This is a genomic window from Streptomyces sp. B1866, assembly GCF_031932565.1.
Classification (GTDB): domain Bacteria; phylum Actinomycetota; class Actinomycetes; order Streptomycetales; family Streptomycetaceae; genus Streptomyces.
In genome coordinates this window covers 1-14051 of record NZ_JAVSCF010000172.1, presented here as the reverse complement: position 1 = coordinate 14051, position 14051 = coordinate 1, and the positions used below count along the sequence as shown (strand labels likewise).

The window sequence follows — 14051 nt, the reverse complement described above, 5'->3', positions numbered from 1 at the left end:
CGGTGCGCCGTCCGGCGCTCGGCCGCCGTCGGGCCGGTCCGCCGCCGCCCTGCTGGCCGCGCGCCGCGCGGTCGGCGCCCCCTACGCGTGGGGCGCGGCGGGGCCGGGCGCCTTCGACTGCTCCGGCCTGACCCAGTGGGCGTACGGGCGGGCCGGGGTGGCCATCCCCCGCACCTCCCAGGCCCAGGCCCGCACGGGCCGCCGGGTACCGCTGGCCCGCGCCCGCCCCGGCGACCTGGTGGTCTACCGCTCGGACGCCAGCCACGTGGCGATGTACGCGGGCGGCGGGCGGGTCATCCACGCCCCGTACCCGGGCGCGCGGGTGCGCTACGACCCGGTGGGCATGATGCCGATCGCCGCCGTCACGCGCTATTGACGGCCGTAAGGCCCCCGTTCCGGGCGTGCCGTCCCGCGCGCCCGCGCGGGCGGGGTGCGCGGGGCGGCCGGATGCCGCCTGCCGCTCGCGGACCGGTGGGCTCGTACGATCGTCGGCGTGATGCGACGGCGACAGCGGGTGGCGGCGGCCCTCGGCGCGGTGGCCGGGCTGCTCGCCGCCACGCTGACCGGATGCGCGGGCGAGCGGCCCCCGCGCGGGCCCGCGGGACGGGACGGGCCCGGCGTCGCGCGCATGCTCGACGCGCGCGCCGCGGCCGTACGGGGCCGGGACGCCGACGCCTTCCTGGCCACCGTGGACCGGGCCGGGACGGCCTTCCGGGCCGCGCAGCGGCGCACGTTCGCCAACCTCGCCGCCGTACCGCTGCGCTCCTTCTCCTACCGGCTGGTGCGCACCGGCGAGTTCCCGCCCGCCCTGGGCGGCGGGCGGCGGCTGGCCGCCACCGTCGAACTCGGCTACCGGCTCGCCGGATACGACACGGCCCCGGTCACCGCCCGCCAGTACCTGACGCTGGTGAGCCGGGCCGGCCGGTGGTACGTCGCCTCCGACACCGGCCGGCCGCCCGGCGGGCGCCCGCCCCGGCAGCTGTGGGACCAGGGCCCGGTGACGGTCGTGCGCGGCGCGCACAGCCTCGTCCTGGGCGTCCTGGGCGGCGGCCGGGACGAGGCGGCGCTGCGCCGCGTGGCGGCCGCCGCCGACCGCGCCGTGCCCGCCGTCGGCGCGGTGTGGCCCGACCGGTGGGCCCGGCGCGTCGTGGTGGAGGTCCCCGCCTCCCTGGACGGCATGGCCGCGCTGCTGGGCGCCGCGCCCGGCGACTTCCGGGACATCGCGGCCGTCACCACCGGCGAACTCGGGTCCCGCGGTCCGGTGCCCGCCGACCGGGTCATCGTCAACCCCGAGGCGTACGACCTGCTCGGCGACACCGGCCGGCAGGTGGTGCTCACCCACGAGACCGCCCACGTGGCCACCCGCCCGGTCACCGACGACTCCACCCCGCTGTGGCTCTCCGAGGGCTACGCCGACTGGGCCGGCTACCTCGGCTCCGGCCGCACGGCCCGCCAGGCCGCCCCGGAGCTGGCCGCCGCGGTGGCCGCGGGCGACGTCCCGCGCGGGCTGCCGTCCGACGCGGACTTCCGCTTCGGCGCCGGTCCGGCCACGCTCGCGCGCGCGTACGAGGGCGGCTGGCTGGCGTGCCGGATGATCGCCGACCGGTGGGGCGCGGACCGGCTGGCCGCCTTCTACCGCGCGGTGGGCCGGGCCCGGGAGCCGGGCCCGGCCGTACGGGACGCGCTGCGCCGGGTGCTGGGGACGGACCCGGCCGCGTTCACGGCCCGGTGGCGCGCGTACCTGACCGACCAGCTGCGCTGATCCGGCCGCCCGGCGCTGATCCGGCCGCCCTGATCCGGCCGCCCTGATCCGGCCGTCCGGCACCCGGGCCGCGAGGCGGTACTGTCGGCGGCGATGGACAGGACACTGATCGTCACCAACGACTTCCCGCCCCGGCCCGGCGGCATCCAGGCCTTCCTGCACAACATGGCCCTGCGCCTGGACCCCGCGCGGGTCGTCGTCTACGCGTCCACGTGGAAGCGGGGCCGGGAGGGCGCCGAGGCCACCGCGCGCTTCGACGCCGAGCAGCCGTTCCCGGTCGTGCGCGACCGTACGACGATGCTGCTGCCCACCCCGCGCGTGACCCGCCGCGCCGCCCGGCTGCTGCGCGAACACGGCTGCCGCTCGGTGTGGTTCGGGGCCGCCGCCCCGCTCGGCCTGATGGCGCCCGCGCTGCGCCGCGCCGGGGCCCGGCGCCTGGTGGCCACCACGCACGGGCACGAGGCGGCCTGGGCGGCGCTGCCCGGTGCACGGCCGCTGCTGCGCCGGATCGGCGAGGGCACCGACACGCTCACCTATCTGGGGGAGTACACCCGGGCGCGGATCGCGGGCGCGCTCACGCCCGCGGCCGCGGCGCGCATGGTCCACCTGCCGCCCGGCGTGGACGAGAAGGCCTTCCACCCCGGCTCCGGCGGCGACGCGGTCCGGGGGCGGCTGGGGCTCACCGGCCGGCCCGTCGTCGTCTGCGTCTCCCGGCTCGTGCCGCGCAAGGGCCAGGACACCCTGATCCGGGCCATGCCGCGGGTGCTGGCCCGGGTGCCAGGCGCCGTGCTGCTCGTCGTCGGCGGCGGCCCGTACGCCGGGCGGCTGCGCGAGCTGGCCGCCGCCACCGGCGTCGCCGACGCGGTGCGCTTCACCGGCCCGGTGCCGTGGGCGGAGCTGCCCGCGCACTACGGCGCGGGCGACGTGTTCGCCATGCCGTGCCGCACCCGCCGCGGCGGCCTCGACGTGGAGGGCCTGGGCATCGTCTACCTGGAGGCGTCGGCCACCGGGCTGCCGGTCGTGGCCGGGGACTCGGGCGGCGCGCCGGACGCGGTGCTCGACGGAGAGACGGGCTGGGTGGTGCGCGGCGGCTCGGCCGTGGAGACCGCCGACCGGGTCGCCACGCTCCTGGCCGAGCCGGAGCTGTGCCGCCGCATGGGCGAGCGGGGCCGCGCGTGGGTCGCCGAACGCTGGCGCTGGGACCTGCTGGCCGAGCGCCTGGAGTCGCTGCTGTAGCGCCCGCGCGGAAGGCGCGCCGAGCGGCCTAGGGCGTGTCTGNCGCTGGGAGGTACCCCCGGCTGCAAGGCGGAGGAGGAGAGCGCAGGGGGCACCTCCCAGCGGTAGCTGGGGGAGGCACTGCGTGCGACGACGACAACGCCGCACGGGGGCACCTCCCGGCGGTAGCCGGGGGCGGGGGCACCCCCAGCGGTAGCTGGGGGAGTGCCGGGCGTCGCGAGCCCGCCCTGATCCACCAGACACGCCCTAGCGCTGGTAGATCGCCTCGATCTCCGCCGCGAAGTCCTTCGCCACCACGTTCCGCTTCAGCTTCAGCGACGGGGTCACGTGCCCGGCGTCCTCCGTGAACTGCGCCGGCACGATGCGGAACCTGCGCACCGACTCCGCCTGGGACACCGCCGCGTTGCCCTCGTCCACCGCCTGCTGGACGGCCGCCTGAAGGTCCGGGTCGTCGCGCAGGTCCGCCGCCGTGGCACCGGCGGGCTTGCCGTGCCGCTCCGCCCAGCGCGGCAGGAACTCCTCGTCCAGGGTGATCAGCGCGCCGATGAACGGACGCCCGTCGCCCACCACCATGCACTCGGCCACCAGCGGGTGCGCGCGGATGCGGTCCTCGATCACGGCGGGTGCGACGTTCTTGCCGCCCGCCGTGATGATGATCTCCTTCTTGCGGCCGGTGATGGCGAGGTAGCCGTCCTCGTCCAGGGTGCCGAGGTCGCCGGTGTGGAACCAGCCGTCGGACATCACCTCGGCGGTCGCCGCCTCGTTGTTCCAGTAGCCGGTGAACAGGTGCTCGCCGTGCAGCAGCACCTCGCCGTCGTCGGCGATGCGCACCACCGAGCCCGGCAGCGGCTGCCCGACCGTGCCGATCTTCTGCCGCTCGCACGGGTTCACGGCCGTCGCCGCGCACGACTCCGTCAGCCCGTACCCCTCCAGGACGGTGACCCCGACGCCCCGGTAGAAGTGGCCCAGCCGGGTGCCCAGCGGGGCGCCCCCGGAGATGACGTGGGTGATCCGGCCGCCCAGGACGGCGCGCAGCCTGCGGTAGACCAGCCGGTCGAACAGCGCGTGCCGCAGCCGCAGGCCCGGCCCGGGGCCCGACGGGGCGTCGAGGGCCTGGCTGTAGGCGATGGCGGTGGCGGCCGCGCGGTCGAAGATCCGGCCCTTGCCGTCGGCCTCCGCCCTGGCCCGCGCGCTGTTGTAGACCTTCTCCAGTACGCGCGGGACGCTGAGGATCACCGTCGGCCGGAAGGAGGCGAGGTCGTCGGTGAGGGTCTTCACGTCCGGCACGTGCCCGAGCCGGATCGGCGCCAGCACCGCGCAGATCTCCACCAGCCGCCCGAAGACGTGCGCCTCGGGCAGGAACAGCAGCACGGAGGAGTCGCCGGTGGCGAACAGCGGCGTGAGCCGGGCGACCGCGTTGCCGCACTCGGCGAAGAAGCTGCGGTGGGTGAGCACGCAGCCCTTGGGGCGGCCGGTGGTGCCGGAGGTGTAGACGATGGTGGCCGGGGAGTCGGCGCTGGCCAGCGAGCCGCGCTCGTCGACGGTCTCGTCGGGCACGTCCCGGCCCAGGTCGCGCAGGACGCGCACCGCACCCGCCTCGTCGGACTCCTGTCCGGCCGGGCCCTCGATGCGCCACACGTGTGCCAGACCCGGCAGGATGCCGCGCACCGACTCCACGGCCGACTCGTGCGCGGCGGTCTCCACCAGGCAGGCGACCGCGCCGGAGTCGCTGAGGATCCACTGGATCTGCTCGGGCGAACTCGTCTCGTACACCGGCACGGTGACGCCGCCCGCGCTCCAGATGGCGAAGTCCAGCAGCGTCCACTCGTAGCGCGTGCGCGACATCAGGCCCACCCGGTCCCCGGGGCCCACGCCCGCGGCGATCAGGCCCTTGGCGGCGGAGCGCACCTCCTCCAGGAACCGGGTGGCGGTCACGTCCTCCCAGCGGCCGGCGACCTTGCGCGCGACGACGGCGGCGTCGGGGTGCTGCGCCGCGTTGCGCCGGATCAGGTCCGTCAGGTTGCCGTCGGCCGGTACCTCGTACAGGGCCGGAAGGCTGAACTCGCGCAAGACTGCTGCTCCTCGTCGGGAGCCGGCGCCACGGCACCCGGTGGAGTGCTGCGTCGGCTGCGGACCATGATCAGGGATCAGGCAGGGGGACAAACTGGTCGGAGATTACCCATCGGTATGTCTTCCGGAACAGAATTCGTACCCAGTTGTTCAATGCGTCACACCACGCGGTCGCGCTGCGCGCAGACTAGTCGACGCCGGGTGCGACGGGGAAGTAACCGCAGGTAGAGGGCGTGAGGAGAACCTTTGACGGCTTCGTGGAAGGCCTTACGGTCTCGTCGCAGGCCTTAAGGTGACGCCCATGCGAGTCCACGTGGTCAGTGACGTGCACGGCAACAGCCAGGACCTCGCCAAGGCGGGCGACGGCGCGGACGCCCTGGTGTGCCTCGGCGACCTCGTCCTGTTCCTGGACTACGCCGACCACTCCCGCGGCATCTTCCCCGACCTGTTCGGCACGGCCAACGCCGACCTGATCGTGGAGCTGCGCACCGCGCGCCGCTTCGCGGAGGCCAACGCGCTGGCCCAGCGGCTGTGGGACGGCCTGGACCGGGCCGCCGTCATCGAGACCGCGGTGCGCAGGCAGTACGCCGAGCTGTTCGCCGCCTTCCCCACGCCCACCTACGCCACGTACGGCAACGTGGACATGCCGGGCCTGTGGCCGGAGTACGCCGGTCCGGGCACCACCGTCCTGGACGGGCAGCGGGTGGAGATCGGCGGCCGGGTCTTCGGCTTCGTCGGCGGCGGCCTGCGCACCCCCATGCGCACCCCCTTCGAGATCGACGACGAGACGTACGCGGCGAAGGTGGCCGCGCTCGGCGAGGTCGACGTGCTGTGCTCGCACATCCCGCCCGACGTGCCCGAGCTGTGCTACGACACCGTCGCCCGCCGCTTCGAGCGCGGCAGCGAGGCGCTGCTGGAGGCCATCCGCGCGGTGCGGCCGAAGTACCACCTGTTCGGACACGTGCACAACCCGCTGGCCCGCCGCATGCGCATAGGCTCGACCGAGTGCGTCAACGTGGGCCACTTCGCCTCGACCGGCGCCCCCTGGGCCCTGGAGTGGTGAGACCCGCGCGATAGCCTTCAGCGCAGGGCAGCCAGGGGGCGTCAGCGCCGTCAACGGCAGGGTCATCGCAGGGTAAGGAGCCACGGGGATGGCGGAGCACACCAGTTCGAGCATCACGATCGATGCGGCGCCCGCCGACGTGATGGGAGTGATCGCCGACTTCGCCCGCTACCCCGAGTGGTCGGGCGAGGTGAAGGAGGCCGACGTCCTCACCAAGGACGCCCAGGGACGCGCCGAGCAGGTGCGGATGGTGCTCGACGCGGGCGCCATCCGGGACGACTACACCCTCGCGTACACCTGGAGCGGGGACCACGAGGTGCGCTGGTCGCTGGTGAAGTCCCAGATGCTGCGGGCCCTGGACGGCTCCTACCGGCTGGCCGCGCTGGAGGGCGGGCGGCGCACCGAGGTCACGTACCAGTTGACCGTCGACGTCAAGATCCCGATGCTGGGCATGATCAAGCGCAAGGCCGAGAAGGTCATCATCGACCGGGCGCTGGCCGGTCTCAAGAAGCGCGTCGAGAGCGGGGCCGGGGCCTGACGGACCGTCCCGTGGCCCCGCACCCGGCGCGGCCGCCCGCCGCCGCGACCGGCGCACCCGGACCGGCGCCGGCCGCGTACCGGTGCCGGTCCGCGCGCCCCGTCGCCCGCGTCCGTTGGAGGTTGTGATGCGCACTGTCCTGGTCACCGGCGGCGGCGGCGCGGGCCGTACCACCGTCGCGGCCGCCACCGCGCTCGCCGCGGCCCGCGCGGGATGGCGCACGCTGCTGCTGACAGCCGACCGGGACGGCACCGCCGAGGCGCTGCTCGGCCTGCCCGCGCGCGGCTACGCCCACGGCGGCGACGAGCAGCCCGCCGCCCGCCCCCCCTGGACGCCCCCGGCCGAGGCCGCCCCCGGCCTGTGGGCCGCGCGCCTGGCCACCGGCGACTGGCTGCGCGCCGAGCTGGCCGCCCTCCAGGAGCGCGGCCGCGACGCCCTGGACCTGCTCGGCGCCGCGCCGCTGGACGGCGAGGAGCTGGCCGAGGTCCCCGGCGCCACCGCCCTCGCGCTGCTGCGCGCCCTGCGCGTCGCCCACGCCGGGCCCGAGGACGCCGCGGACCCCGCGGAACCCGCGGACCTTCACGCCGGGACCGGAGACGGGGCCGGCGGCGCGGCGCCGCGGTCCGGCGCCCGCTGGCACCTGCTCGTGGTGGACGCGCCGCCGCTGGCCGACACCGTCGCCGCGCTCGCGCTGCCCGGCCAGCTGCGCCGCTACCTGCGCCGGCTGGTGCCGCCCGAGCGGCAGGCGGCGCGCGCCCTGCGGCCGGTGCTCGCCCAGCTCGCGGGCGTGCCGATGCCCGCCCAGAAGCTGTACGAGGCGGCCGGCCGCTGGGAGGTGGAGCTGGCCGCCGCGCAGGACGCCGTCGAGTCCGCGGCGACCACGCTGCGGATCGTGGTGGACCCCGGGCCGCCGTCGGTGCGCGCGCTGCGCGCCGCCCGCGCGGGCCTGGCCCTGCACGGCTGCCGCGTCGAGGCCGTCGTCGCCAACCGGCTGCTGCCCACCGGCTCCGCCGACCCCTGGCTCGCCGCCGTCTCCGGCGCGCAGCAGGCCGCCCTGAAGGAGCTGAAGGAGCTGTGCGAGGCGGAGCCGGCCGTCCCGGTGCGCGAGCTGCCGCACCTGGGCCGCGAGCCCCGGCTCGCCGACGGCGCCGGCGGCCCGTACGCGGGCGTCCACTCCAGCCCGTACGCCGACGGCGGCGAGCCGGGCCTGAGCGTGCTCGCGGCCGCGGCCGGGGCGCCCGGCGACCGGCCCGGCGGCCCGGCCGCCGACCCGTGGACCGTGGAGGACCGGCTGGCCGCCGACGGGGAGCTGGTGTGGCGGCTGCCGCTGCCCGGCGCCGACCGGGAGGGCCTGGGCGTGCTGCGCCGTGGCGACGAGCTGATCGTCACCACCGGCCCGTACCACCGCGTCCTGCCGCTGCCGTCGGCCCTGCGCCGCTGCACCGTGGCCGGGGCCCGGCTGCGCGACGGCGAGCTGCGGGTGAGCTTCGCGCCCGACCTCGCCCTGTGGCCGACAAGGTCCTGACCCGCCCCGCGCCGGTCGGGTACCGTCGAAGACACACCGTGTGAGCGCGTCGGCGCGTCCCGCGGCCCGCCGCCCCGAGAGCGCCGGCCGCGCGCCGGCGCGGGCGCCCGCCCCGCGCGGGCCGCCGATCCGCCCCGAACCCGCCGCAGGAGCCCGCCATGAGCGATGCCACCGAGCGCCCCGCCGGCCAGCGCGCCGACGGCGGCCCCGCCCCCGAGGCCGACGAACCCGACGCCTGGGAGCCCGACGCCTGGGAGCGGGCCTGCGCCGAGGACCTGGCCGCCGAGCGGGCCCGCCGCGCCGCCGGCGGCGAGCGCACGCCGCCGGGCAGCCCCGCCGAGGAGCTGCGCAGACTGGCCGAAGCCCTCGCCGAGAAGGTCGCGGGCGCCGGGGCGCCGCTGGCCGGCCCGGCCGTGCGCGGGGCCGTACAACAGTTGATCGCACAGGCGCGGGCCGCCGTCGAGCCGGTCGTCGAGCGCAATCCGGACGTCTTCCAGCACCTGGCCAGCGCGGGCAGCGAGCTGCTGGCCGCCTACCGGGCCGCCGTGCGGGACCAGGAGCGCCGCTGGACCCAGGGCGACGAGGCGGGCAAGCGTTCGAGTAGTGAACACATTGACGTCGACTGACGGTCGTCTCGGGTACGGTAAGGCGCGTCGGAGTTCGGCCACATAACCCGAGGGACACATGGGACTCACCATCGGCGTCGACATCGGCGGTACCAAGATCGCGGCAGGCGTGGTCGACGAGGGGGGCGCGATCCTCGACACGTGCACGGTGCCGACTCCCGGTACGCCCGAGGGAGTCATCGACGCTATCGCGGACGCGGTGCGCGAGGTCAGCTCCGGCCACGAGGTGGAGGCGGTCGGCATCGGCGCCGCCGGGTACGTGGACGACAAGCGCGCCACCGTGCTGTTCGCGCCGAACATCAACTGGCGGCACGAGGCCCTGAAGGACAAGGTCGAGCAGCGCGTCGGCATGCCCGTCGTGGTGGAGAACGACGCCAACGCCGCCGCCTGGGGCGAGTACCGCTTCGGCGCCGGCCAGGGCCACGACGACGTCGTGTGCATCACCCTCGGCACGGGCCTGGGCGGCGGCATCATCATCGGCGGCAGGCTGCACCGCGGCCGGTTCGGCGTCGCGGCCGAGTTCGGGCACGTGCGGATGGTGCCGGACGGGCTGCTGTGCGGGTGCGGCAGCCAGGGCTGCTGGGAGCAGTACGCCTCCGGCCGCGCCCTGGTCCGCTACGCGCGCCAGCGCGCCACCGCCCAGCCGGAGAACGCCGAGATACTGCTCGGCCTCGGCACCGGCACCCCGGACGGCATCCAGGGCACCCACGTCAGCCAGGCCGCCCGGCGCGGCGACCCGGTCGCCGTCGACTCCTTCCGCGAGCTGGCCCGCTGGGTGGGCGCGGGCCTGGCCGACCTCGCGTCCCTGTTCGACCCCTCCGCGTTCATCGTCGGCGGCGGCGTGTCGGACGAGGGCGAGCTGGTCCTCGGACCCATCCGCAAGTCGTTCCGCCGCTGGCTGGTGGGCAACCAGTGGCGGCCGCACGCCCAGGTCGTCGCCGCCCAGCTCGGCGGCAAGGCCGGCCTCGTCGGCGCCGCCGACCTGGCCCGCCAGGGCTGAGGCGGGGCAGCCGTGTCCGTCACACCGGTACTCGCCGACCTGCCGCGAGCCGTCACCGAGCCCGACTCGGCCGTCATCCGCGTGCTGAGCTACAACGTCCGCTCGCTGCGCGACGACCGGCACGCGCTGGCCCGGGTGGTGCGCGCCTGCGCCCCCGACGTGCTGTGCGTGCAGGAGGCGCCGCGGTTCTTCCGCTGGCGCAAGGCCGCCTCCTGGCTGGCCCGCGAGACCGGCCTCGTCTACACCACGGGCGGCGCAACCACCGCGGGCCCGATGATCCTCACCAGCCTGCGCGCCCACGTCGAGCGCACCGAGGAGATCCTGCTGCCCCGCACGCCCGGACTGCACCAGCGCGGCCTGGCCACCGCCGTGCTGCGCTTCGGCGGGCTCGGCGGGTCCGGCGCCGGCGGGTCCGGCGCTGGGCAGGAGAGCGCTGGGCAGGAGAGCGCTGGGCAGGAGAGCGCGAGCGCCATCCGGCTCGGCGTGGTCTGCTGCCACCTGAGCCTGTCCGCCGACGAGCGGTACGCGCAGGCCGGGCTGGTGCTCGACCGGGTCGCCGCGCTCGGCGTGCCGTGCGTGGTGGCGGGCGACCTCAACGACCGGCCCGGCGGCCGCGCCTTCCGCCGCCTGACCGGGACGCTGCGGGACGGCTGGGAGACCAGGCCGTGGGGCGGCGCGTTCACCTCCACGCCGGACGACCCGCACCAGCGCATCGACGCCGTCCTCGCGACCGAGCGGGTGGACGTCCTCGGCTGCGGGGTGCCCGCGGGCCTGCCCGGCGTCGCCGACGCCGACCTGCGGGCGGCCACCGACCACCTGCCGGTGCTGGCGGCCGTACGGGTGCCGCGGCTGACCGCCGCCGGGTAGCGGCCCGCACCGGCCGCCCGGCGGCACCCGCCGGGACCGCCGCCGGGCTCAGACCACCGCGCCGCGCCCGGGGTCGTCCTCCTCGTCGTCGTCCGCGCGCATCCGCAGGACGAGCGTGGCGAGGCCGCCCAGGAAGCCGCCTATGCCCACGGTCACGATCCACCACGTGATCGCGACCTGGAACACCACCGAGCCGATCAGCAGCAGCGGCCCGCCGATGACGCCGAGCCAGGCGAAGCGGGACGCGGTGTCGGACTCGGGCAGCGACGGGTCGGGCGGCACGAAGTGGCCCTCGTCCGTTTCGTCGAAGTCGTCGTCGGACGCCTCGGCGGGCTGCCAGTCGCGCGGCCCGACGCCAGGAGCGAACACCACCGAGCCGCCCGGCGCCCGGCCGCTCCCGGCCCGGCCGTCCCCTTCCCGGCCGTCCCCTTCCCGGCCGCGGGCCGCGTCGCCGTCTCCTTCCCGGCCGCGGGCCTCGTCGCCGCCGTCCCCGTCCCGGCCGCGCGCCTCCCGGATGACGTCCTCGGCCTCGGGCCAGGGCGAGGCGCCGCCGCCCGGCTCCTCGCCGTACGCCGCGACGATCTCGGCCCACGCGGCGTCGTCGTCGCGGGCGCCCGCCTCGTTCTCGTTCGGGTCACGCTCCGCCACCGGCCGCCGCCCCCTCTCTGCCCAGGTCGGTGTCCGGGTCCGGGTGCGCCGGTGCCGGAACGGCCGGGTCCGCACCGGCCGCCGCGCCGGTCGTGAGCCGGCTGATGAAGGCCCAGGTGTCCTCGAAGATCCGCTCCGCGTCGTAGTCCAGCGTCGCCACGTGGTAGCTGCGCTCCAGCACCCGCTCGGTGACGTCCTTGGAGGCCACCCGGTCCAGGACCCGCGCCGAGTCCGCCGGCGGCACCACATGGTCGCGCGCGCTGCGCAGGAGCAGCAGCGGCTGGGTGACCTTCGGCAGCTCGGCGTCGACGAGCCGCAGGAACCGGCGCAGCGAGTGCGCCGCGTGCAGCGGCACCCGGTCGTAGCCCGTCTCCGGCACGCCGGGCCGCGCGATGTCGCTGGTGATGCCCTTGGTGGAGCGGATCAGGTGGCGCGTCACCGGCAGCGTGCGGGCCGCCGCGCCGTGCACCTTGATCGCCGGGTTGACCAGCGCGAGGCCGCTGACCGCCGCGCCGTGCCGGGCGGCCAGCCGCAGCGCCAGCGCGCCGCCCATCGACAGGCCGCACACGAACACGCGCGCGCAGTCCCGGCCCAGGCGCCGCAGCTCGCGGTCGACCTCGGCGTACCAGTCCTGCCAGCCGGTGAGCGCCATGTCCTCCCAGCGGGTGCCGTGGCCGGGCAGCAGCGGCAGGGAGACGGTCAGCCCGCGCCCGGCCAGGTACTCGGCCCAGGGGCGCACCGACTGCGGTGACCCGGTGAATCCGTGGCAGACGAGGACGCCGGTCTCTCCGCCGTCGTGGCGGAACGGCTCGGCCCCGGGGAGCAGCGGCACCGCGGTTCTCCGTTCGCTTCGGGGGGCGGTTCGTGGGCATGCGTAGGGGAGGCGGGTGGTATGAGGGGGCGTACGGCCCGCGAGCCCCAGCGTACGCGGCACACCGCACACGGGATAGGCGGGTTAAGGTCTCCTCGGCGGAACGGGAGGTCCACAGGTGTTCTACGGCGCGATGAAGATCTCGGTCGGCGCTGCGCTGAAGGTGACGTTCCGTCCGTGGGTGGAGGGGCTGGAGAACGTGCCCGCCGAGGGGCCCGCCATCCTCGCCAGCAACCACCTGTCGTTCTCCGACTCCTTCTTCCTGCCCGCGGTGCTCGACCGCAAGGTCACCTTCATCGCCAAGGCGGAGTACTTCACCGCGCCCGGCGTCAAGGGCAGGCTGACGGCGGCCTTCTTCAAGGGCGTGGGCCAGCTGCCGGTCGACCGGTCGGGCGCGCGCGGCGCGGGCGAGGCGGCGGTGCGCAGCGGCATCGAGGTGCTGGAGCACGGCGGGCTGTTCGGCATCTACCCGGAGGGCACCCGCTCGCCCGACGGGCGGCTGTACCGCGGCAAGCCGGGGGGCCTGGCGCGGGTGGCGCTGGCCACGGGCGCGCCCGTCATCCCGGTCGCGATGATCGGCACCGAGAAGATCCAGCCGCCCGGCAAGGTCGTGCCGAAGCTGCTGCGCCCGGGCATCCGGATCGGCAGGCCGCTGGACTTCAGCCGCTACCACGGCATGGAGGGCGACCGCTTCATCCTGCGCTCGGTGACCGACGAGGTCATGTACGAGATCATGAAGCTGTCCGGCCAGGAGTACGTCGACATCTACGCGACCGCGGCCAAGCGGCGGATCGCGGAGGCGGAGGCCGCCCGCAGGCAGGCGGAGAAGCAGGCCGGGAAGCCGCCCGGCGAGCAGGCCGGTGAACGGTCCGGCGGGCAGTCCGGGGAGGCGTCCGGCGGGCGGCCGGACGGGGACTGACGGCGGCGGAGGCGACGAGGCCGGGCGGGAAGCCCGGCGGGGGGTGGGGAGATGGGCCGGTGGCCCTGGCGTGAGCGCGCCGCGCGGATGTCGGTCGAGCAGCCGCTGTGGCAGGCGCTGACCGCCTACCGGGTGCTCACCTGGCTGTACGCCCTGGCGCTGTACGCGTGCGCGTACGACGACTACGCGCACCCGTTCGGCGCGGGCGCCTACCTGGCGGGGCTGACCGCGTGGATGGCACTCACCGCGCGGACGGTGGCGTCGGCCGAGCGCTGCACGCCCCGCTTCCTCGTCGCCGACGTCTGTGTCGCGGTCACCGGCATCCTCCTCACGCCCGTGGTGGACTCGCACGACCGCATCGCCGACGGCGCGCCCACGCTGCCGTCGATATGGACGGCGGGCGCCGTGCTGGGCTGCGCGCTCAAGGGCGGCTGGCGCTGGGCGGCGGTCGGCTCCGCGGTCGTCGGCTCGGCGAACATCGCCGAGCGCGGCGGCTTCGCCCAGGACGCCGTCCACATGGTGCTGCTGCTGTGGGTGGCGAGCGTGACGATCGGCTACGTGGTGGAGGTCGCCCGCGCGAGCGAGCGGGTGCTGGCCCGCGCGCTGCGCATCGAGGCGGCCACGCGCGAGCGGGACCGGCTGGCCCGCGACATCCACGACAGCGTGCTCCAGGTACTCGCCATGGTGCAGCGGCGGGGCGCGGCCCTCGGCGGCGAGGCGGCGGAGCTGGGCCGCCTCGCGGGCGAGCAGGAGGTGGCGCTGCGCACTCTGGTGTCCACGGGCGTGTCCACGGACGCGACCGCTCCGGACGAGGCGTACGCGCGGGACGGCGCGTCGGTACCGGGGGCGTACGGCGCGCGGGGCGTGCCGGGCGGGACCGGCGCGGGACGCGCGGGCGGGCCGGCCGCCGACGCCTCGCCCCGCGG

14 protein-coding genes are annotated in these 14051 nt (G+C 76.5%); 11 read left to right on the top strand and 3 right to left on the bottom strand.

Going from position 1 to position 14051, the window contains the following annotated elements; genetic code table 11:
- The 3 genes from RKE29_RS20785 to RKE29_RS20775 all read left to right on the top strand — a co-directional run.
- Positions 1-376: C40 family peptidase (locus tag RKE29_RS20785; protein WP_312007010.1), on the top strand; the 376-nt coding region annotated here is incomplete at its 5' end.
- Positions 377-496: 120 nt separating this feature from the next.
- Positions 497-1762, top strand: coding sequence for a hypothetical protein (locus RKE29_RS20780; RefSeq protein ID WP_312007011.1), 1266 nt, complete (start codon positions 497-499; stop codon positions 1760-1762).
- Between the two features lie 93 nt (positions 1763-1855).
- Positions 1856-2998, top strand: a complete 1143-nt coding sequence (locus tag RKE29_RS20775) for a glycosyltransferase family 4 protein (RefSeq protein WP_312007009.1) — start codon at positions 1856-1858, stop codon at positions 2996-2998.
- A gap of 246 nt (positions 2999-3244) precedes the next feature.
- Here the strand turns inward: RKE29_RS20775 and RKE29_RS20770 are convergent, their stop codons facing one another.
- A complete protein-coding gene (locus tag RKE29_RS20770; RefSeq protein ID WP_312007008.1) occupies positions 3245-5068 on the bottom strand; it encodes an AMP-dependent synthetase/ligase in 1824 nt (607 codons plus the stop codon).
- A 301-nt stretch (positions 5069-5369) separates the two neighbouring features.
- Between RKE29_RS20770 and RKE29_RS20765 the strand changes: the two genes are divergently transcribed.
- The 6 genes from RKE29_RS20765 (at position 5370) to RKE29_RS20740 (ending at position 10687) form a co-directional block, all read left to right on the top strand.
- Entirely contained in the window at positions 5370-6131 is a 762-nt protein-coding gene (locus tag RKE29_RS20765; protein WP_312007006.1) for a metallophosphoesterase, read from the top strand.
- 88 nt (positions 6132-6219) lie between these two features.
- Entirely contained in the window at positions 6220-6669 is a 450-nt protein-coding gene (locus RKE29_RS20760) for an SRPBCC family protein (RefSeq protein ID WP_312007005.1), read from the top strand.
- A gap of 127 nt (positions 6670-6796) precedes the next feature.
- Complete coding sequence (locus tag RKE29_RS20755; RefSeq protein ID WP_312007003.1) at positions 6797-8194, top strand: ArsA-related P-loop ATPase; 1398 nt, start codon at positions 6797-6799, stop codon at positions 8192-8194.
- Positions 8195-8352: 158 nt separating this feature from the next.
- Positions 8353-8820, top strand: coding sequence for a DUF5304 family protein (locus RKE29_RS20750; RefSeq protein WP_312007002.1), 468 nt, complete (start codon positions 8353-8355; stop codon positions 8818-8820).
- A gap of 58 nt (positions 8821-8878) precedes the next feature.
- Complete coding sequence (locus tag RKE29_RS20745) at positions 8879-9820, top strand: ROK family glucokinase (RefSeq protein ID WP_312007001.1); 942 nt, start codon at positions 8879-8881, stop codon at positions 9818-9820.
- 12 nt (positions 9821-9832) lie between these two features.
- On the top strand, positions 9833-10687 hold the full coding sequence (locus tag RKE29_RS20740; protein WP_312007000.1) for an endonuclease/exonuclease/phosphatase family protein: 855 nt from the start codon (positions 9833-9835) through the stop codon (positions 10685-10687).
- Positions 10688-10735: 48 nt separating this feature from the next.
- Here RKE29_RS20740 and RKE29_RS20735 read toward each other — a convergent pair whose 3' ends face one another.
- Together RKE29_RS20735 and RKE29_RS20730 are read right to left on the bottom strand one after the other, a co-directional pair.
- On the bottom strand, positions 10736-11335 hold the full coding sequence (locus RKE29_RS20735) for a hypothetical protein (RefSeq protein WP_312006999.1): 600 nt from the start codon (positions 11333-11335) through the stop codon (positions 10736-10738).
- The gene (locus RKE29_RS20730) at positions 11322-12167 is read right to left on the bottom strand and encodes an alpha/beta fold hydrolase (protein WP_312006998.1); all 846 of its coding nucleotides are present in this window, start codon (positions 12165-12167) and stop codon (positions 11322-11324) included. Before RKE29_RS20730 ends, RKE29_RS20735 begins: the two co-directional genes overlap by 14 nt.
- Positions 12168-12324: 157 nt before the next feature.
- Between RKE29_RS20730 and RKE29_RS20725 the strand changes: the two genes are divergently transcribed.
- Both RKE29_RS20725 and RKE29_RS20720 read left to right on the top strand, forming a co-directional pair.
- Positions 12325-13125, top strand: coding sequence for a lysophospholipid acyltransferase family protein (locus tag RKE29_RS20725; protein ID WP_312006997.1), 801 nt, complete (start codon positions 12325-12327; stop codon positions 13123-13125).
- 51 nt (positions 13126-13176) lie between these two features.
- The coding region (locus tag RKE29_RS20720) for a DUF5931 domain-containing protein (protein ID WP_312006996.1) at positions 13177-14051 on the top strand (875 nt) is incomplete at its 3' end.

What these genes read in the sequence shown, in the direction of transcription:
- RKE29_RS20780 (WP_312007011.1), top strand. Translation starts at nt 497, where the DNA reads ATGCGACGGCGACAGCGGGTGGCGGCGGCCCTCGGCGCGGTGGCCGGG.
- RKE29_RS20775 (WP_312007009.1), top strand. Translation starts at nt 1,856, where the DNA reads ATGGACAGGACACTGATCGTCACCAACGACTTCCCGCCCCGGCCCGGC.
- RKE29_RS20765 (WP_312007006.1), top strand. Translation starts at nt 5,370, where the DNA reads ATGCGAGTCCACGTGGTCAGTGACGTGCACGGCAACAGCCAGGACCTC.
- RKE29_RS20760 (WP_312007005.1), top strand. Translation starts at nt 6,220, where the DNA reads ATGGCGGAGCACACCAGTTCGAGCATCACGATCGATGCGGCGCCCGCC.
- RKE29_RS20755 (WP_312007003.1), top strand. Translation starts at nt 6,797, where the DNA reads ATGCGCACTGTCCTGGTCACCGGCGGCGGCGGCGCGGGCCGTACCACC.
- RKE29_RS20750 (WP_312007002.1), top strand. Translation starts at nt 8,353, where the DNA reads ATGAGCGATGCCACCGAGCGCCCCGCCGGCCAGCGCGCCGACGGCGGC.
- RKE29_RS20745 (WP_312007001.1), top strand. Translation starts at nt 8,879, where the DNA reads ATGGGACTCACCATCGGCGTCGACATCGGCGGTACCAAGATCGCGGCA.